The organism is Micromonospora sp. WMMA1949 (assembly GCF_027460145.1).
Taxonomy (GTDB): Bacteria; Actinomycetota; Actinomycetes; order Mycobacteriales; family Micromonosporaceae; genus Micromonospora.
Genome location: NZ_JAPZBG010000001.1, coordinates 6,477,097 through 6,497,671, shown reverse-complemented (window position 1 = coordinate 6,497,671; position 20,575 = coordinate 6,477,097). Strand labels below are relative to the sequence as shown.

Here is a 20,575-nt window from a genome sequence, read left to right as displayed (position 1 = left end):
GAGGTATGTCTGTGGCTGCCCCGCTGGTACTTCGCCCCGGTGGCGGCACTCGTCTGCGGGAGCTGACGCGCTCGTCTACCGCGCCGGCCGGTCATGTGCAAATCGTGTTGGCCGAGGACGGGCTGCCGCAAGTCCGGTCGGTACACGACCTATGAAGCTGGCAGGACCGATGATAGACGGCCAGACGTGACGACGTTCAACCGTGCCCCCGTTACGACGTTCAACCTTGCCCCCCCGTTTACCCCCCAAAAACCCAAGCCAAATATCGGCGAAGAGTGAGCCGTTTTCATCCTGAGTAGCGGCTGGTCTCGACGCGGTGCAGGACGAGGATGGCCTGCACGATCGCCGTGGCGCGGCGGGGACAGCAACGCAGCTTGGTCAGGATCTTCCAGGTCTTCAGCGTGGCGATGGCTCGTTCGCCGCGGGCGCGGAGCCGGGCATGACCACGGTTGACGGCCCGCTGGCGGCGGGACAGCTTCGGTCGGTATCGGTGGCGCTTGAACGGCGTGCGCACGCTTCCGCCGGCTCCCTGATAGCCCTTGTCTGCGAAGGTCAGCACGTTTGCGCTGGTCAGCGCGTCGATCAGTCCGTGGGTGCGGGCTGCGGTGAGGTCGTGGACCGCGCCGGGCAGCGCGGCCGACGCCCAGACCAACCGCCCGGCCGGATCGGCCAGGACCTGCACGTTCACCCCGTGGCGCTTGTGCTTACCGGAGTAGTAGGGCCGCTGGTCAGCGACCCGGTCGATCGGAATCAGCGTGCCGTCGAGGATCGCGTACGCCAACCGGGCAGCCCGACGCATCGCGGCGGTGAGGTCGTCGGCGCAGGCGGCGAGCAGGTCGACGGCCTCGCGTAGGTACCGCCACACGGTAGCCACCGACACCTCGAAGCCGGCCGCGAGGCGGGTGAGGGTGTCGCCGTTGCGCAGATGGGCCAAGGCCATCAGCGCCTGCTGCTGCGCAGGCAGCCTCCGCCAGCGGCCGCCGAGCGCACGTCGGCGGTCGCGGATCAGCTCGGTCAGGCGGGTCAGGCTGCGCGTGGACAGCGGGATACTGGCAGGATAGGTCAGCAACGAAGCTCCCGTGCTGGCCAGTGCGTCTTGGTCGACTGCTGTCCTACCGGGAGTTTCGTCCTATCCGGACAATCGACACGCCGCCCCCGCCTACCTGGTCAACCGCCCTTGATCACGATGAAAAGAGCTCAGTGACAAGAGTCGGTGAGGGCTCAGTGACGTCCTTGCAGCTCAGCGACCACTTCAGGCATGTAATGACAAGCCCACTTCGGCTACTTTCCGTTACAAGGGGTTTTGACAACCAATGACAAGTCCTCAGGGGACTCGACAAGAGGTTGTCTTGGGTTCAAGTTCCTCGTTCCCCTGAGCGCTTGATGCCGAGTCGGCGCCGCGGAAGGCACGTCGCGACGAGCTTGGCCGCAGCGCACTGCAGCGAGCGAACGCCGCGGCCCAGCTTAGATGGGTCGCCGGGAGGCGGCTCAAGTGCTGTACCGCCGACGTAGCGGGCAATCTCGATGGGTCATCTCCGAGGGTGGTTGAGGCTGACCGTTGACGTCGTCGCGGCTGCAGCGACGGTGAGGTGATCGCTGGCGAGGCCGGCTTCGTGAGGAAGGGCATCAAGTCCGCATGTGCCGTAAACGCGGCCTGAACGAGCAAATCCCTGCCGGGGTCGTCCGTGTCGAACGTTATTGCGGCACGGAAAAACCAGCGTCCGAGGTGAGAACACCTGCGATGATTCCGGACCGTGAGAGCCGCCTTGGTCATGCTCGCTCGAATCGTCCTTCGTGGCGTGCTGCCCTACCCGGACCTGCCCCGGCGGGTGCAGGTCCGACACCGCGCCCGCAGCCTCGCCACCCGCAGGCCCTGGCCGCGTGACGAAACGGAAGTCACCGGTGAAGGGTACGCCCGGTTGGCGATGCTGAGGCTCCTGGCATTGCAACGCGCGACACGTCGGGCGGTGCAGACGCGTCAGCGTGAATCGGCGCCGCTGCTGGCGCGCACCGCGATGGAGACCTGCATCGTCGGGTTGTGGTGCCTGCACGACCCCGACGCGGCCCGCAAGATCCGCGAGTCCGAGATCAAGGTCGCGCCGTCACTGCTGACCTTCATGTCGAGCGCCGGGATCCTTCCGGACTCGGTGATCCGAGAGGCGGTATGTGCACTCGGTGAGTCCCGCAAACTTCCCGACGTGCGGTCGATGACCGAGCAGATCGACTCCCGGACCAGCGCCACGCTCGCGATTCACTTGTATGACACTGCGTACCGGCCGGCTTCGCAGTACTTCACCCACGCGAGTGGTTCGGCACTGCTACGGCATGTCACGGCCAAGTACCGATACTCGACCAAGCCCGCGAACTCGTGGGCTCGCCGGGCGCCAGTTCGGCTTACCGACGCCTGCGTCGGACTGCTGGCTGGGGCTCTCGCGAACCAGGCCGCGGAGCCAGCGGACTTGTTCGTCCGCTACAGCGAGGGACACGCCAAACGAGTGCTTCCTCCGTTGCTGGTCACCATCAGCAAGGGGATGGCACGGGAGCTGCGCCCTGCTGACCTCATCACCACCTTAAAGGAGGCCGAGGAGACGCGCGCACACCTGTCCCGTTGTGGACCCGACGATGAGCCGGATGACCGGGAGAGGCATCTGCGGGCGATGTACGCCGCATTGATCCCTCGGCTCGGCATTGATGACGTGCCAGAGGAAGCGATCCGCCCTGTCGTCGACCATCTCGTCACGAAAGTCCTCGCCGATTGGGACGCCGAGCAGACGGGCCAGCTGCCCCGGCAGGTCCTGGCCCCGGATTTGGGTGAGGGATAGCCGAGGTGTTCGGACCCGGTCTATCGACGGAACCCCCAGACGGCCACAAACTCCGATTCCCAGGCGCCGTGCTCATCCGAAGTCGAGGCGAGGCGTGCAGCCCGGTGGCGCCTACACCACGTCGACCCGGGCTATGGACTGAGCGACGGCATCGTGGACCTGCGCGAGCGGCGTAGGCCAGTGGGGTCGGAGTGACCGATGCCGTGACACGTCAGGCATCTTCGGGATACGCGCTGTCAGGTAGGCGTCAAATCGCTGGTTCAGAATCACGCCGTTCCCGATGGTGGCCACATGGAGTCCTCAACCGAATGCGCAAGCCACGGTTGGAGCATCGTCACCTCGGCCGCCACGAACTCACAGTTCGCCGGGGCTCTTGCCGGATTTGTCTTCACTGGCATCGTCGTGCTGTTCGCCATGCGGGGGCCCCGCTACACCCACACACTGGCAGTCCTTGCCCCGACCTTCGTCATGCTGGGGTTCGACAGCTATATCTTCAGCCACGTCACAGGCAGCTCAGGCGACGATCTATGTGCGCGTGTGTGGACCGACGGCATGTTCGCCAGCGGCATGCTTGGCGTCGGTGCCGCAGGCGTGGTGGCGGGCGCATGCTGGCTGCTCGCTGCACACATGGACAATCCCGAGCAGCCATCGAGCAGAAAGACGGGCCAGGAGTCCGCTGCAACAGAGGCCGGCAGCATTGATCTGCCGTGGCTCGCGGCCATCATCATGTATGGAGTCACGGTTGCCATCGTCCTTCTGTTGGCGATGACCGCCGACCACTACCTGCGTATCGTCACGCGTGACGACGACAGCGCATGGCTGCTGGCAATCTGGTCCGTGCCGGCCTTGGTCCTGATCGCCATGATCGTCCTTGCGCTCATTCGGCGCCGCCGCGGACAACTAGCCGAATGGCGAGATGGTAGGGGAAAGGTCCTCTGGCAGCGGTCCCTGCGTTTCGCGGTGTACGGGATGCTCCTCTATACGGTTGTCACACCAGTTGTAGCTGGGCTCTTTGCGAGCGCTTCGGATGGCTGGTGGGAACACCCCGGCCCGTGGACGATAGTGCCGACCATCGGTATCGAGCTCGTCGTGGCCTCGGCACTGTTGATAGCTCTCGTGCTTGCGGCACCACCCATGCCCGTATCGCGAACCTCTACAGGACAGCAACCCCCGGCCGTCCCCACCCAGCCGCCTCGTTCTCAGGCACCCGAGCGGCCGCGCCCATCGTGCCAATCTGTCTCGACAGCAGCAGAACCTGTGCCCGAAGAGGGTGGTACGAACGCCGTCACTACGGAAGCGGAGAGCGGCTAGCGTCAGGCAGGGTCCAGCGCGGCCATCTGACCCAAGTCACCGGTGGACGCTCAAGCCGACCGATTAGCCCTAAGCGACTTCGGCCATACCGGGACGTTGGCGTACGCCGAGTTTCAGGTGCGAGTGCTGGGCCCATGAGTACCGCAGCCGTCGCAACCTTCCCGGGTCGGCTAGCTGACGGTAGGTGAGCGGTTGGATACCTGGTTGGTCCTGTTGGTGGGACTTGTTGGCTGAGTGATTGATGTTGAGACGCGGCGGCGGGGCTAGCGTCAGCGGTTCATGCGTGACACGTGGGGGAATGAGCTGTGGCGTACCGTTTCAACGCTCCGCCGAATTGGCCGACGCCGCCGGCGGGCTGGGTGCCTGGCCCGGGGTGGAAGCCCGATCCGGCGTGGGGGCCGCTCCCGTCGGGATGGCAGCTATGGGTTGCCGAGGCGCCGCTTGTCGTTCCGGTCGCGTCGCAGCAGCCGCCCGCCGCTCCTGCGGTGGCTGCCCCCGTGCCTCCGTCCGCTCCGACGCCCCGGGCCGCCGCTTCTGAGATTCCGCTGTTCGGAGCCAGGGGCAAAGCACGGGAGTTGGCCGAGGAGGTGACGCAGTTGCGGGCGGAGCTGGAGCGACTCCGTGTGGAGATGAATCGTCTTGGCGTGCTGTCCACGGTTGAACTGGAGCAGTATCGAGAGCGGCTGAGGCGCGAGGCCGCGGAGCAGGCTGCGGCGGCTCAAGCGCAGAAGGCGGATCTCGACCGCCAGTTGCGTGAGCTCCGCGAGCAGGTCGTGGTGACTGAGGAGACGGCGCTGCTGCAGGAGGCCGGCGTCTACGAGTATCGGCATCCCCTGTCGGACGCGGTCGCCTACCAGGCAGCTCTGGCCGAGCTGCAGGGCCAGATCAAGACAATGACCAAGCGGGAAGGTGGCGCGGTCCTGGCCGCGACTGGCTGGACGGTGAACGGGTCCGCGGCTGAGGGGCGGGTGATGGTGCGGGACTTCTCCAAGCTGATGCTGCGTGCGTACAACGCCGAGGCGGACAACCTGGTCCGCGGTCTGAAGCCCTACAAGCTCCACTCGGCCGTCGAGCGCCTGGGCAAGGTGGCCGCGACGATCGCCAAGCTGGGCAAGACGATGCACATCCGCATCTCCGAGGACTACCACCGGCTGCGGGTGCGCGAGATGGAACTCACGGCGGACTACCAGGCGAAGGTCGCCGAGGAGAAGGAGCGTGAGCGGGAGGAGAAGGCACGGCTGCGGGAGGAACGACGGGTCCAGCAGGAGATCGAACGCGAGCGCGCCCGCCTCGAAAAGGAGCGTCAGCACTACGCCAACGCCCTCGTCGCGCTGCAGGCCAAGGGCGACGTCGGCGGCGCCGCCCAGCTGCAGGAGCGGCTGGCGCAGATCGACACCGCGATCGAGGAGGTGGACTACCGGGCCGCCAATGTACGCGCCGGCTACGTGTACGTCATCTCCAACCTGGGAGCGTTCGGCGAGAAGATGGTAAAAGTCGGCATGACCCGGCGCCTCGACCCGCTCGACCGGGTGAAGGAGCTCAGCGACGCCTCCGTGCCGTTCAACTTCGACGTGCACGCCCTGTTCTTCTCCGACGACGCCGTCGGCATCGAAGCCAAGATGCACGCCCGCCTAGCCGATCGCCGAGTGAACCTCATCAATCAGCGACGCGAGTTCTTTTACGCCACACCACAAGAGGCCAAGGAACACCTACTGGGGTTGGCCGGCAGCCTGCTGCAGTACGACGAGGTCCCCGAGGCACTCGAGTACCGGCAGAGTTTGACCCAAGCGAAAGAGTCGAGCCTGTAGCGGGTCTGCGGTCATGCCGACGGCTCATTCACTGCCCGGCACAGCGCCGCGACGATCAGCATCTCCGCTGAGTAGCCCCGGTAGCCGCGCGTCAACGACCTGCTGGCCCGAGCTCACAATCGCGATGCGGATTAGAAGGCCCGTTGAGGCGCCTGCTACGACACCCCACTATGGACGGTAGGTTACGGGGTCATGAAGGCACACCCACTTCTTACCACTGCCACGGCAGCGGTCCTTCTTGCCGGTTGCGGCAGCAGCGGCGATACACCAGCACCCGAAGGCTCAGTTTCGCTGGCCAGTTCGGCCGCGTCTGCTACGGGAACCCCAACTGCCACGGTCAGGTCGCCATCCCCGACTGAGGACCAGGGCCCAGCCCGGCTCAAGATCGGTCAGACATTCACCGGCGCTGGTTGGAGAGTAACCATCTACTCGGCCAAATTTGACGGAAAGGCCGACTCTGAGCCCGACAAGGGCAAAGTGTGGGTGCCAGTCGATGTGAAGATCTGTAACGCCACCACGGGGGAGAGCCTGTCAACCCCGAGTTGGAGCTCCTGGCAGCTCAGGACCACCGACGACTATCAACTGCAGCCCGCGGACATCACTCCCGAACCGCGGCAGCCTGCCCTGCCTTACTCCGCTGCAGTTCTGGCGAAAGACTGCGTTCGCGGCTGGCTCACCTTTGAGCTGGATAAGGGAAGCAGGATCAAGGAGATTCGCCTCATCGAGGACCAACTGTTCGGTCCAGGGCCGGCCAAAGCGATCTGGGGCTCCTAACATTGGAGTTGGCGCCAACAGATGAGGGTGAAGGCGAGACTGAGGAAGGCTTTGTGGCTGTCGTCGCGGACTTCTCAGTCGTTACGTAGGCGGCGGAACCAGTGCAGCCAGCCGATGGTGCGTTCCACGACCCGGCGATTCCGATGCCGGAGCCGTGGGTGCCGCGTCGGCGATGACGGGTGTGACGCCGCGAGCGCGGATCTGGCCCGCGGCGGCCGCCGCAGTCGTAGCCCCGATCGGCATACAGCCGGTCGGGGCGCCTTTGGCCGGTCACCTTGAAGAACCGTCCAGGCTTTGCCGGGCGGGCCCGTCCCAATCAGCTCGGTGAACTGACTGGCGGGAGCCCGAAGGGAGCGGAGGGAGCTGCGGCTAAGGCCTTGCCGACGCAGCGACCGCGTCGCGCGGCCATACATCTGTCGCATGATCGTCTTGATGCGGTTGGCCTTGCCCTCAACCGGGCCGGAGCTCCAGGGCTGGGCGAGGCCGACGACGGCGTCACGGTCGCTGGCCAGGCCCGCGGCGAAGCCGCGGATTCGGGTATCTAGTGCCTTGACCACGAACGTTCGCGGTGTTGAGCGGACGGTAGCCTCGGCGCGGTGGCGGAGGATGACTTCATGATCGGGCTGAGCCGGGACGAGGCGTTGGTGTTCTCGGACTGGCTTCATCGGATGATGGGCACTGCCGATTTCGACGAGTTGGTCGATCGTGACCGGGCGGTGTGGTCACCGCTGTATCGCATCTCGGGTGCGCTGGAGACCTCGCTGGTGGAGGTGTTCAGGCCGGACTACCCGGTCCGGCTGCAGGAGGCGAGGCAGCGGTTACTGGATGCGCTTGGCGAGGTGGGGCGGCCAACCGGCGCGTGACGCTCAGGCAGCACGTGTGGTCGGCTGTCGCCAGACTTGTTGGCGTTCGCTGCGAATACGGGCGCGCTCGCGGCGTTGGGCGGCCATAACGTCGGGGTGGCGTGCGTTGGCGTTTCGCCAGCGCAGGTAGGCCTGCAGTTTGCGGGTCAGGACGGTGTGATTCGGGTGGTCGGAGCCGGCGATCACGAAGGTCCGCAGCGGGCCGAACTGCGCTTCGATCGGGTTGGCCCAGGACGCATACGTCGGGGTGAAGCACAGTTCGACCTTGTTCCGAGCCGCCCACGCCCGGATCTTGGTGCCCTTGTGCGCGGACAGGTTGTCGAGGACGACGTAGATCGGCGCCCAGTCCGGACGTGCGGCCCGGATCGATTTGAGCGCGGCCAGGGTGTTCGTGGCGCTCTTGCGACGTCTGACCACACCCCAAAGTTGGTCGTCACCGACGCTGTAGCAGCCGTGAAACTGCCGGACCCCATGCAACTTGTGGTAGTTCGCCGGCAGCCGCTGCGGATGCCCTGACGGCGCCCACCCGGCACCGGCCTGCGGACGGATGACCAGTGGCCCGAACTCGTCAAAGGCGAACACCCGCTGCGGGAAATGCGCGGTGACGTACTCGATGCGGGCCAGCTTGACATCCCGGTCGGGGTCGGTGGACTCCTTCCACGTCTTCGTCCGCTGGAACGTGATCCTGTGCTGATGCAGGATCTGTCGCAGCCGCTCCCGGCCGATCCGAACTCGGCGCGCGGCATGGCCGGTGAGGTAGTCGGCGAGCTTCCGCACGCTCCAGCGGGTGAACGGCCGCCCCGGTGCTTCCGGGCGGGCGCTGGCCGTCTCGACGATGAACGCTTCGTCATCGTCGCTGATCAGGCGGGGACGGCCACCCGCCCACTGAGGGTCCAGGCTGACCATGCCCATCTCGTTGAACCGGTGAATGACCTGCCGAACCATGTCCTCATCCGCCTGCACCAGCCGGGCGATCGCCGGCACGGTGTTCCCACCGGCTGAAGCGAGCACGACCATGGCCCGCCGTAATCGGACTGCCGAGCCGGTACCACGACGGGTGATCCTCAGCAGCTGCTGACCCTCCTGGTCGCTGAGCCGCCGGACGCGCACGGGTTCTGCCACCGCCACAGCCTGATGGCCGCGATGCCGTCCGGCAGCCAGGCCGGACGGCGTGTCATCGAACACCGCGAACCTTCGTGGTCAGAGCACTAGGTGCATTGCCGTGAGGGACTCTACGGACAGTCCCGTAGCCAACGCCGCCTGCGCCTGGGCGGGGGCCGTCAAGACGATGCCGAAGAAGCGAGGGTAGACATCGCCGCGGCCAGCGCGAAGCGGCAGTCCGAGCGAGAGGGCGGCGATGCCGGCAGGGACCCCCTTGGTCGAAGGCGCAACGGTCAACCCATGATCCAAATGCCTCCCCGGCCTTGGGAAGCACCACTGCCGCCAGCCGCCAGCGTCGCAGCACTCCAGCGCGGCCGGCGCCCTCGCTACACACTCGGGCAGCAACCTGCGCCCCATGCCTCATTTGGACAGCCACCACCGCCGTGCCCTCCGATAGCCGGAATGTAGGTCAGAGGGCGACGATACGGGCGAAGGCTGGCGTTTCGCTTGAATTTTACAGAGCTGGTCAGGTCGGTTGAGATCGCACGGCCGCGCCGCTCGCATAAAAATGCATAATTGACCGCTTCAAATATGCGGTTCTATGCGTCAAACCCCTCTAGTGGATCTCCTTCACGGCCGGCCTCCGAGTGCATACGGCGCAAGCGAGCCCACTTCGCCTCGGCTTCTGCTTGGCGCGCTTGACGCAAGCGGGCTACCAGGTCAGTAGCCATCTGAACGCCCGAGAGCGGGGGGTTATCCCTGTGCCGGCGACCGCGCTGCAGCATCTCCCGGGCCCACGCGTTGGCTGCGGCCCACCCTTCGGGGTCCCGCTGCCCGACCTCAGCCCGCCTCCGTTCAAGATCCGCGAGGGCCTCTTCTCGTTGAACGCGCCGCCGATGCCGATCGCCGAAAGGGTCCTCGCCGGTGAGCTCGGCTCTCAGTTGCACCAGCTTCTCGAGATCCTGGAGCGCCCGCCCAATCAAGGCGTCCACCAGGCCTAGCGCGGCGCCCGGGTCCCGAGTTTCGTACGTATGTTCGCCTGAATCTGGCATGGTCGAACTCTAGGCGACGAGGCTGCTCGGCGGCAGGCGCATCGACTGATCAGAATGCTCGACGCCTACGGTCCGTGTCGGCCGGGCTACTCCAACGCGGCAGCCTCAGCCCACGCAACAAGTCGGCAATGCAGGTTGAAAGGCGGGGTGGGTCGCATTGCGCCAGGCATGTGCACCAGCGCGCATCGGCATGGGCCAGTGGGCTGAGTTACGCAGATGCGCAATGCCGGTGCCGGCGGTACGGTCATGGCCAAAGCAACGGCGAGGAGAGCTCGCTCGGGGCCATGTTCCTTGCATAACTCCATCGCTGGTTCGGAACCTCAAGTCCCCGCGCTGCAAGCCAGAGGTTCCGAGGCCCCATTCGGGGCGAATTGCGCATCCTGCCTCGCGCGTCCGTCGATCTGGTAATGCCTCTGCCCTTTCTCGCGTGTCACAGAGGGTTGCACCGGCCGTACGTGACCGGTCTCCGTTGGGGCAGGTCGCCGCCCCCGGTCATGGTGACGGTTGCGCGCTCGTTGCACCGGTCGTACGTGACCGGTCTCCGTCGGGGCAGCAAGTGCGGTGAGCGGTACCGGCTAGAGCGGGTCGCATTGCACCGGTCGCAGGTGGCCGGTCTCCATCGGGGCAGCCACTCGCCAGCGGTGGTTGCGCCGACGACGGCGCTTGCACCGGTCATACGTGACCGGTTCTCCGTTGAGGCCTGATCGTGGACCGGATCGGTATGGCCATCGAACTTGCGGCACCTGTCGTACGCAACCGGTCTCCGCTGGGGGCGGCGGCCGCCAGCATGCCGGGGATGTGCGGAACGTTGCGCCGGTCGTACGTGACCGGCCTCCGTTGGGGCGCAATCTGGCCCAGCAGATGATGTGGCGGCGTCTGTGGATGCACCGGTCATACGTGACCGGTCTCCGTTGGGGCATCGCCCAGGCCATCCCGCCACTACTCCGTCGGAGAACCGTTGCACCGGTCGTACATGACCGGTCTCCGTTGGGGCTATCTCAACACCAACTGCGACGACGGGGCGAAGTCGGTTGCACCGGTCGTACATGACCGGTCTCCGTTGGGGCTTGAGGGTCAGTGCGAGGCTTCCGGACTTGAGCCGGGTTGCACCGGTTGTAGGTGACCGGTCTCCGTTTGGGCGACAAGCAGATGAGCGCGGTGCAGGCGGCGACGCACGTCAGTTGCAACGGGTTGTAGGTGACCGATCTCCGTTGGGGCACGGGGCTCGCGACGAAGACCGGCACCAGCGGTGGAGTTGCATCGGTCGTACGTGACCGGTCTCCGTTGGGGCGGCACGACCAACCCGGACAGCCCGGCCCACTGGCTGCGGGTGCACCGGTCGTACGCGACCGGTCCCCGTTGGGGCTTGAAGTAGTGGAACTCGTCGACCAGCAGGTAGTCGCAGTGGCACCGGTGATACGTTACCGGTCTCCGTTGGGGCTGGTTGAACCCGGCTTCCATGGCCGGGTTCAGGAACTGCTGTTGCACCGGTCGTAGATGACCGATCTCCGTTGGGGCCATTCCTGCCGGGCCGTTTCCGGCATCAACTCGCTCCGGTTGCACCGGTTGTACGTGACCGGTCTCGTTGGGGTGCCGCGTTCGCGAAGGCGATCGAGGACAACATCGCCGGGTTGCACCGGTCGTACGTGACCGGTCTAAGTTGGGGCAGCCACACGCCACGTAGTAACCCCTGCGCCGGCACTCCGGTCGTGCGTGACCGGTCTCCGTTGGGGTGCGCAGCAGACCGTCTTCGCTGCGCCGGTCGGGCGCGTTGCACCGGTCGGCACGTACGTGACCGGTCTCTGTTCGGCAACGAGGTCAGCAGTGGGCAGTTCACGCCCCCGCTGTGTTGCATCGGTCATACGGGACCGGTCCTCGTTGGGGCTCGAAGATGTCCTTGATCTGGTCGAACGTGTCCGTCTGGTTGTACTGGTCGTGCGTGGCCGGTCTCCGTTGGGGCAGCAGGTCCCACTCGGCGGTCATCGAGTCGATGACCAGTTGCACCGGTCGTACCTGACCGGTCTCGGTTGGGGCGCGGGGTCCTTGAGCCAGAGGTCGGCGAGGGTCATCCGCTGCACCGGTCGTACGTGGCCGGTCTCCCTTGGGGCCCGAACAACAGAATCCCGCCGGAGGTGGGTGCGTATTGCACCGGTCGCACGTGACCGGTCTCCGTTGGGGCCCGTAGGCGGCGGCCGGGTAGCTGTCCCCATCCCCGCATGTTGCACCGGTCGTACATGACCGGTCCCCGTTGAGGCGTGGGTATGATCGGCGGATCCAGCGTGAAGGGCACCAGTTGCACCGGCCTCACACGACCGGTCTCCGCTGGGGGTCCAAGTCCGAACGGGACTGCTGCTCCTTGTCACCACATGCGCCGGTTGTACATGACCGTGGGCCATTGGGGCACGGCGCACGTCCCCCCAGATGCCGAACCTGCTGGCAGTTGCACCGGTCGCCTATGACCGGCCTCCGTTCCGGCAAGGTGGGAGACCAGGCTATCGATGACGAGCCGTGGGTTGCACCGGTCGTACATGACTGGTCTCCGTTGGGGCAGCTTCAGGCCAGACGCGTTGATCAGGTTGCTTTGGGGTTTCACCGGTCATGCATGACCGGTCTCCGTTGAGGCTATTCGTGGGCCGACCACAGAATCAGCCGCTCGCCGAGTTGCCCCGGTCGCCATGACCGGTCTCCGTTAGAGTGGGAAGCGGAACGGATTGACACCGTTGAGCGGGTCCGCCGCTGCACCGGTCGCGCATGACCGGTCTCCGTTGGAGCCCGTTATGGCTGCTGGTGCGCTGCCCGTCCGCCCGGAGTGGCACCGGTCGTACATGCCCCGTCTCCGTTGGAGCGCCTGCATCTCGTCCTCGACGTCACACTTCAGATTGGTCGTCGCGCCGGTCATATCTGACCGGCCTCCGTTGGGGCGTCCACGTCCGAACCGGATCGCCTTCCCTAATCACCAGCTTGCACCGGTCGTATACGACCGGTCTCCGTTGGGGCGGGTCTATCCACCCGAACTGCTGGATACGGACTCGGAGGGGTTGCACCGGTCGAGCGTGACCGGTCTCCGTTGCGGCGTGACCTACCCTGGCTTCCGCTGGAAGCTGGCTCGTGCTGTACCGGTCGTACACGGCCGGTCTCCGTTGAGGGGTTGGGTAGCCGGACGCAATTGTGACCTTCTGGCCGGGTTGCACCGGTCGTAGATGACCGGTCTCCGTTGCGGTGTGCGAGGTGGTGGGGACGCAGGCTGATCGAGTAGTGCTGCACCGGCCGTTTGGAATCAGGGCGGCGTGCAACGCCTCGCACGTCCTAGAGTTGGCCAGCGGCAGAGGTGCTCGTAGGGGCGCGAGGCGTTGAGCTGTTCATCCGCAGGTCACTCCCTGCACTTCTCCTGACGCTGTTCGGGGATGAATACGCCGTATCCGAAGTGGCTGAGCTGGCCGAGTAGCAACGGCCCGGTGATTGGTTCGTCGAACTCCAAGCGCAGTCCAAGTCCTCGTCGCGCCTTGTCGAGGCGTTCGGCGAGGCGGCGACGGCGGTATCCGCGCGCCCATCGATCTTGCAATCCGTCCTCTGGGCTGAGGCAGGTGACTCGGGCGGGCGGCAGGCCGCGGTAGTCCGCCTCGACGCGGATGTCCTCTGTCAGGTAGTCCTCGAGCGTCTTCCGTTTTGGGTAGCGCACCGGCAGGTAGGGGGTGAGGCTGAGCCAGGCGCGCGCCGAGCGGGTGAGTTCCGGGGCGACTTGGTCGACTGGTCCGGTCGCCTGCAACAGCAAGTCGACCTTCGGGAGTCCCTTAACTTCGTAGCCGTCGCCCCGTCGTCCTGACACGGAATGAATCTGGATCAGCCTGGCGACCTCGGCTACGGCCAATCCCGCCGGTACCCACACCACCAGCGAGTGCACTCGCGCACCTGGTTCGGGGCCGGCGGCGATCGGTATCCAGTGGGCGTGCTGGTGGTTGGTGGTGGCGCCCCTGCTGCCGAGCAGTTCGGCTCGGCGGCCATCGAGGAGCTTCGCGGAGAGCCGGTGGACCTCATCGGCGAGCAGGATGCCGTTGGCCGCGGTGAGGGGTGCGTCTGAGGCGACGGCGAACCTGATGGTTGTCACGAGGGTTTGGTTCGGGAGTGTACGGACAGTGGGTCGCCGTTGCGGTTCCTGGCGTGAGTATCCGATCCAGTGGGTTCCGCTCGGCTGAGTACGGCGCTGCTTGCGCGTCTCGACCGTGGTCGACTCGAGGACGGCGCGCTGTACGGGCGCGGTCGGCGCGAGCAGCCGTACCAGTTGTTGCCCGTCGCGCGATGGCCGCCACCACGTCTGGTCCGGCTCCACCAGCGCATCGGTATCGTCGGGGTCCAGTAGTCGGGCCTCGCAGACCGAGTCGGCCCGTCCGAGGTAGGGCAGCAGCTCGGCCAGCTTGGCCAGGATGCCCCGCTGGTCGTCGGTAAGATCGGCGTTCCAACGGATCAGCAGGGGCTCGTCCCTGGGCACCTTGAGATACGGGTCGAAGGTCAGGTCGGTCGAGCCGCTCTGGCCGCTGACATGGTCGATGTCAGGCAGGTAGTGGCGGGTGTGTCCAGGACTGGTGGGCGGGGTCCGGTAGAGCGGTGGCTCGGCGAGTTGGGCGAGCAGCGCGTCCAGCGCCGGCGCGGGCAGTTCCGGCCACCGCGTGTACCAGGTGCTGACGAGCGCGCGCAGGATTCGCCAGGGCGAGGGTGGCCATTCCACGGCGCCTTCGTTGACGCTGCGGTCCCAGGGTGTGGCGTGGTAGCGCCCGAGCGGCCATCGGACAGCGATGGTGACCGTCACTTCTTGCCCTTGGTCCAAGTCACCGTGGTGACGTCGCCGAGTTCGTCGGAGCAGTCCGGGATGAGCTTGCCGATCCGTCGTGCCGCCTCGGCCTGGTCGGGCAGCTCACCTTCCACGGCGCCGACCACCCGCAGGTCGCATGCAGTGCGCAGCCGCAGGCCGCCACGCAGGAGGGTGCCGATCTCGTAGTCGATCAGTGCAGCCAGCAGCGCGGTTGCCGGTTCGGAGAGCCCGTACGCGCGCAGTTGGGCCTGGTCGACGGCGAAGAAGGCGGTGATCTGTTCGGCGGTGTACTCGACCCGGTGGTGTGGCACCGTGCCGTATCCCTCGGCGGTCGCGCCGTCCTTCGCTTCGTTGATGACTGTGTCCCGTTTGACTCCGCCGCTCACTGCGGGCCGGGCCCCGGTCGCCTCGATGAACCCGGTCACGGCGCGGGCGATCCGGGGCTGCCACGGCCAGCCCTTACGGGCGAAGAAGACGCCGTGCACGAGGGAGAGCGGGTCGAGCGCGAAGCAGGCTCTGGCAACCGCGCGGTGGTCCAGGGGCAACCCGGCACGTAACCCGAGGCGTTCCAGCAGCCAGGTCTCGCCCTTGACTCCGTCGACGGTTCCGTTCATCACGTACGCCGACGCCAGGCGGTGTGCCTCAAGGCGGCTGGAGGAAAGGAAGTCACCCTCGGGGCTGACGATCCGCACGTATGGCAGTCCGTCGAGGTCCTCGACCTGGTCGGCGCGGGCGTCGTCCCAGGTGGTCGACTCCAGATGGTTGGCGATCGACTGGGTCGACTCGACGAGCAGGTTCCGCCCGGCGGGCGTGTCGAACTCCGCGGCGCCCAGATCGGGGAATCCAGCCGGCTGGAACCGGCTGCCGATGAGCGGCGCCAGTGACACGGTCAGGACGGTGCGCTGGGTGGTCATGCCATCTCCTCTACGGGCCGTTCAACTGTTTGTGCTTGGGGGACGGCTGGACCGTCCGCGATCCTGGCCTGCCGGCGGCTCAGATGCCGCCACAGCACGTCGGTGGGTTTCCGGCAGCGCGGGACCAGCGCCGCCGTGATGGCCCGGCCGTCGCCGACGATCTCCCCGATTGGGGGAAGGACTTGCCAACCCAGATGGCGCAGCCGTCGGGCGGCCTCGGCGTGTACGGCGGTGAGCTGTCCCATCGACAGCCGGTGCGCCCAGTCCGGATCAAGCGCCTGGCGGGGAACTTGATCGGCCAGCCGCTGACCTGGTGGCATTGCTCCGGCGGCGAGGGGGTGCAGTAGCCCGAGCGTCGGCACGGGAACGAATCCGTCCTCGGGCTCGGGCCAGTCGTGAGCGATTCCATGCCAGTTGAGTGCAAGGCACGCCCGTAGCCACAAGTGAAGCGCCTTGTCGTCGAGCAGTCCGGGTTGCGCGAAGTTGTGCAGGTCGGCGTGGGGCACCGGGACGGCCTGCCGGAACGTCGGCGATCCCCGGAACGGCACCCGGCCTTGTTCGTCGACGGCGGTGCGACTGCGCCAGGCGAGCACGTCGGCGAGGACGTGCCGCAGCGGACGGAGGTTGAAACCCGGCACCAGGGGCATGTCCTGCCAGTGCCCCTGCGGATCGATCGGCAACAGGATCTGTCGCATGCTCCGCTGCGACTGATCCCTCCTGCCCACGCCAGCCCCGCTCTGGCAGGAGGCGACACCGACCGCGATCCGCAATTCGGGACAGTTCGCAGTTTCCAGCACGGCGAGGAACTCCGCAGCCGATGGCGGCATGCGCACCGGCAGTTCCCGGCGTGCCCGGCCGCTGCGCGCCACGGCGAACTCGAGATCAGTGATCGATGCGAGCAGGCGAGCCAGCGGCAGCGCACCGCTTTCGCGGACGAAGGCCATTTGCGCGGTGCGCGTTCGTCGCACAGCCTGCTGCACGGCTCCGGACAGGGTTGCGCGTTCGACTCGGGCGACCCAGTCCTCCAGTCGGGCGGCCAGCCGTACGGTCGGGTCTTCCCGGACCTCAACCCGCTCTAGCGGTACCGCCACGAAGGCGAGGCCGTTGCGACGGTGCAGGCCGTATCGCTCGTAGCTGTCGATTCCGCGGGCGACGCCGAGAGTGCGCGTCGCGGCGTAGAAGTCGAGGGCGCGTTGGGCGGGGCGACCGCGCCATACTGCCCTCGCCTCTCCGAAGAGGTGCCGGATTTCGGCGAGCGTGAACGGTTTTCGCCACACTGGTGTCCACAGTTCACCTCGGGTTTCCTCCGCTTCTGCACCGCTCGTCGAATTTGGCGAGGCGGAGACAGTGAAGGGCATTGCCGCTCGGCCAATGCTGTGCTGGTTACGACGGTTGGCGCGGGAGGCGAAAAGCATCGTCCCTTCGACCATCAGCACGTACGCCCATGGGTTTACCAGTGCACTTGCTGCGCCGAATGGCGATGAGCCAGGTGGGCCGGCACCGGCCGGGTCGAACTGGCCGATCGGGGCGTTCGAGAGTATCTCCTGCTGCTCGCCGTCGAGCAGATCGCGGGCTTGCGCCAGCGCGCGGGCGGCGGCCTTCGGGGCGGGATCGAGCAGTTCTACCAGCCGTTGGTGGAAGTTGGTGGAGAACTCCAAACGGCCATCATTGCCGCCGGTGCCGAGCAGTGGCGGGTAGTAAGCCTTGCCATTGGTGATCACGACCGCCGCGTCGAGCCAGGGCAGCATGGCTTCCGCGCAGCGGTTCCGCAACTCGCGAACCGCCTGCTCCTTGCCCCAGCCTTCGCTGCGGTAGCGCTCGGCGACCAGGGTGGCGGTAGCCAGGGCCGCGCGAAAGGCCGCGAGCCTCGGTACGGGATGGGACACGAGCCGCTCGAGGGCCTGGCGCGGAGTGACATCCTTGGTACCAAAACCGCTGCCCTCGTTCCAGGGGCTCAACACCGGGGTAGGGGCGTATGTCTGCGCCAACCAGGTAGCGATGTCGGCGACGGTCGTGTCGATCAGCAGGCCCTCGGGCGTCCAGGCGGCGGTCACCTGGGGATCAGCCTGCTCACCGATCACTCGAATCAGGCCGAGCCCGGCGAGGTAGTTCACCAATGGCGTCGGATGTAGGCCCGGCAAGATCACCGCGCTCATGCCGTCTCCTCGCCTGTCGCCGCATCCCTGAGCGCGCTGGCCCGCCAGTCGGCGATCCGCACGACGGTTTCCAGGTAAGCCAGAACAAACGGTCCGAGGCGGTCACGCAGCGCTAGGGCGTTGCGTGACCAGGACTTCTGTCCGCCGAGGCTGAACTGGTCGAGTTCCACGGTTAGCTCGGGCGCGGGCTGCCCGGCCAGCGGGGGGATGGCGACCACCTCCCCGTCGCGGAGTCCGAGGAGATTCTTGGTGTCGGTGTCTTCCGGACCGCGGACCTGTATACGGAGCCGACCGTGGTGAGCGAGCACCAGGTAGCGCACCAGGTCAGGCTCCGCCACACGGTCGAGCAGACCCCGCAGCGGCCCGTCGAGGAGGAGCAGTGAGGCCAGTTCGTGCCGGAACGCCTGACCCCGCGAGAAGGTCAAGGACCGCTGGCTGCCGGACTTGGCCCACGGCCGTCCGGCTTCGATCCGTTGGCGATCGCTGTCGTCCGCGAGTGCGCAGAGCGCGTCCTGCCAGGTGGGGTGCGCTTTGCCGAGGTCGTGCAGGTGAGCGGCGGCGACGACGGCCTCGCGTAGCTCCTCGGAGAGCGCGGGCTGAAGCGTGTCGATCAAGGTCCGGGCCTGGTCGCGGACATCCTCGCTGTGTTGGTCCAGAGACAACCAGCCCGGTTGCATGGTGCTGGTCGCTTCCTGCCCGTACGCCTCTTCGCCACCGGATGCCGGATCGGTGCCGAGCGTCGGATCGGGACGGACTGGCATGGGCGGGCATTCCGGCACGGGGCGTCTGCTCGACGGGTCGAGTCCCACCTCCGGGTTGTAGCAGCCGGTCTCAGGTGCGGTCACGAGCACCTCGCCGGGGCGAGCCGGTGACGCGTCGGTGACCCGTGTCCAGGCGCCGTGGCCCTGATCCAAGCGCCACACGGCGGCCCGCTTCGTCAGGCTGCGCAGCTCGCGCAGGGGCACCCGGCAACGCCACTGCGTCTCCGGTGCTCGTGCATTCGGCGGCGGTCGGTTGTCGGCGGCAGCTGATTCCCATTGCGCCCAGGCCAGTTGCACGTCGGAATCCTCGGCGTCGCGCACGTAGGGGCTGACATCCACGTCCGCGCCAGTCAGGTCGGGGGTCGTGTCGAAGAGGTCGAGTAGGTCGCCACGCCGCAGGACGGTGACCTCGGCGGGCTGGGTCGCAACGTTCCTACGGAGCAGCCCCTCTCCCGTCAGCCCGATGCCCTCCAGCGCGTCCAGTTCGACAACAGTCGCCTCGATGTCGAGCTCTTCGTACGGTTCGGGCTTGGCCGGCGGCAGCCACCAGAGTTCCGCGTCGGTCAGACGGCCCGCCCTGTTGCAGCGCCCGGCCCGCTGCACCACGCTCGGCCACGGTGCCGCCTCCGTGCAGAGCACCGCCGCGTCGAGATCCACCCCCGCCTCGATCACCTGGGTTGCGACGACGATGTGACCGCGCTCGCCCGGCTGTTCGAGCACCCTGTTGAGCAGGGCCTTCCGGTCGACGCCACGGAACCGGGAATGCAGCAGGGTGCACGGTGTCACCCCCTTGCTTATCACCGCATGAACATTCCTGGCGGCCGCCACGGTGTTGAGCACGACCAGCGTCAACGTGCCGGGCCGGTGGCGTTCCTGGACCGCTTCGGCCAGCGATCGGTGGTCACCTGCCTCGACCGGGAGTCGCCTGATAGTGCGCTCGGCGTCGAGACGTCGCGCCAGCTCGCCGACCCGGTCGGCCGGCTCGATCCGCGCGATGTCGTCTTCGGCCGGCATCGGGTTGTCCACCGTGGTCAGCAGTTCTTCCCGCACGGTGGCCGACATGCAGGTCAACGCGAATGGCTCGGCGGTTCGCCAGGAACCCGGCGTCGGTGCCGTGGCGAACGCGGCGAGCTGCCGCAGTGTCGTGGTCGATTCCGGGGCGAGCTGGATTTCGTCGATCACCCAGTGGGCGCCATTGGTGACCAGGGCGAAGTCGATCGGATAGGTAGCCCGGGAAATGCCGTACCCACGGTTCAGAGCCTTGCTCACCAGTGAGTCGACCGTGCCGACTACGATCGCCGGCCGGTGCGGGGCCATTCGCCAGGCACGCTGACTTCCGCCGGCACCGCCCATGACAACGTGCAGGGCGACGGTGTCGACGAGCCCGAGGCGCCCCAACCAGAGGTCGACCTCACGGCTTACCTGTTCCACGAGCGTCCGCTGCGGCAGTGCGAAGACCAGCCGACGTGGCGTGGACTCCGGATCTGGGCCGTGTAGCCGCCGCCACAGCCAGGCCAGGATGATCGCCGTCTTACCCGAGCCAGTCGGCGCATGCAGCATGGCAGGGAGACCGTCCTGCGCCAAACGCGCCTGATACCCGTAGGGCGGGTGCCCGGTCGCCAAATCGAAGAACGAACTAAAAGATGTCACGTCCCCTGTGAACCTGCCTCACGTGCCGCCCTGGACCGGTCTCGAAAGCTATACCGGAAGGCCCCGACAGGAGTTGACAGCCAGCGGCAGTCGAAGGCGGATTTCACTAGCGCAGCGTTGACTTCTACCAGATATGTCCAGTATGAAGCGGCGGCCCGGTGTTCATCTGTCGCTGATCTGACAAGCCTCTGCTGCTACACCAGCGCGCCCGTTGAGCCGATTCTTGCAGGTTAAGGCAACTCGATGCGCCTCGCCTGGCGGGCTGACGGTATGGTCGCGGACGAAGCCTCAGCACGAAAGACTCGCTCGGGGTCATGGTTCTTTGCGCAACTCCATATCGGTGGTGGTTCGGAGTCGCACGGTCGTACATGACCGGTCTCCGTTGGGGCTGCTGCTTCCACACCGCACCCGTGTACCGCTGCCTAGGGTCACACCGGTCGTACATGGCCGGTCTCCGTTGGGGCTGCTGCTTCCACACCGCACCCGTGTACCGCTGCCTAGGGTCACACCGGTCGTACATGGCCGGTCTCCGTTGGGGCTGCTGCTTCCACACCGC

The 20,575-nt window shown here is 66.7% G+C and carries 11 protein-coding genes; 4 read left to right on the top strand and 7 right to left on the bottom strand.

Annotated elements, in window-relative coordinates; translation table 11 throughout:
• Positions 1–286: 286 nt before the first annotated feature.
• Positions 287–1,069: a transposase family protein gene (locus O7607_RS30285; protein ID WP_269706852.1), complete on the bottom strand. Its 783-nt coding sequence runs from the start codon at positions 1,067–1,069 to the stop codon at positions 287–289.
• Between the two features lie 703 nt (positions 1,070–1,772).
• On the opposite strand from O7607_RS30285, the gene O7607_RS30280 reads away from it, so the two are divergent.
• From O7607_RS30280 to O7607_RS30265, 4 genes are all read left to right on the top strand, one after another.
• Entirely contained in the window at positions 1,773–2,822 is a 1,050-nt protein-coding gene (locus tag O7607_RS30280; protein ID WP_269707122.1) for a hypothetical protein, read from the top strand.
• Between the two features lie 291 nt (positions 2,823–3,113).
• A complete protein-coding gene (locus O7607_RS30275) occupies positions 3,114–4,133 on the top strand; it encodes a hypothetical protein (RefSeq protein WP_269706851.1) in 1,020 nt (339 codons plus the stop codon).
• A 575-nt stretch (positions 4,134–4,708) separates the two neighbouring features.
• On the top strand, positions 4,709–5,941 hold the full coding sequence (locus O7607_RS30270; protein WP_269706850.1) for a DUF4041 domain-containing protein: 1,233 nt from the start codon (positions 4,709–4,711) through the stop codon (positions 5,939–5,941).
• Positions 5,942–7,311: 1,370 nt separating this feature from the next.
• Positions 7,312–7,578 carry a hypothetical protein gene (locus O7607_RS30265; RefSeq protein WP_091573553.1) on the top strand — a complete coding sequence of 89 codons (267 nt, stop codon included), beginning with the start codon at positions 7,312–7,314 and terminating at the stop codon, positions 7,576–7,578.
• Between the two features lie 3 nt (positions 7,579–7,581).
• Here O7607_RS30265 and O7607_RS30260 read toward each other — a convergent pair whose 3' ends face one another.
• From O7607_RS30260 to cas3g, 6 genes are all read right to left on the bottom strand, one after another.
• Positions 7,582–8,700 (bottom strand): IS630 family transposase, encoded by a 1,119-nt coding sequence (locus O7607_RS30260; RefSeq protein WP_269707121.1) that lies wholly within the window; start codon positions 8,698–8,700, stop codon positions 7,582–7,584.
• A 2,864-nt stretch (positions 8,701–11,564) separates the two neighbouring features.
• Positions 11,565–11,735 (bottom strand): hypothetical protein, encoded by a 171-nt coding sequence (locus O7607_RS30255; protein ID WP_269706849.1) that lies wholly within the window; start codon positions 11,733–11,735, stop codon positions 11,565–11,567.
• 1,366 nt (positions 11,736–13,101) lie between these two features.
• Complete coding sequence (csb2, locus tag O7607_RS30250) at positions 13,102–14,535, bottom strand: type I-G CRISPR-associated protein Csb2 (protein WP_269706848.1); 1,434 nt, start codon at positions 14,533–14,535, stop codon at positions 13,102–13,104.
• Positions 14,532–15,452, bottom strand: coding sequence for a type I-G CRISPR-associated RAMP protein Csb1/Cas7g (gene cas7g / locus O7607_RS30245; RefSeq protein WP_269706847.1), 921 nt, complete (start codon positions 15,450–15,452; stop codon positions 14,532–14,534). Before cas7g ends, csb2 begins: the two co-directional genes overlap by 4 nt.
• Positions 15,449–17,608 carry a type I-G CRISPR-associated protein Cas8g1/Csx17 gene (gene cas8g1 / locus O7607_RS30240; protein WP_269706846.1) on the bottom strand — a complete coding sequence of 720 codons (2,160 nt, stop codon included), beginning with the start codon at positions 17,606–17,608 and terminating at the stop codon, positions 15,449–15,451. Before cas8g1 ends, cas7g begins: the two co-directional genes overlap by 4 nt.
• Entirely contained in the window at positions 17,605–20,019 is a 2,415-nt protein-coding gene (gene cas3g, locus O7607_RS30235) for a type I-G CRISPR-associated helicase/endonuclease Cas3g (protein ID WP_442929508.1), read from the bottom strand. The genes cas8g1 and cas3g overlap by 4 nt, the downstream gene beginning before the upstream one ends.
• Positions 20,020–20,575 lie beyond the last annotated feature (556 nt).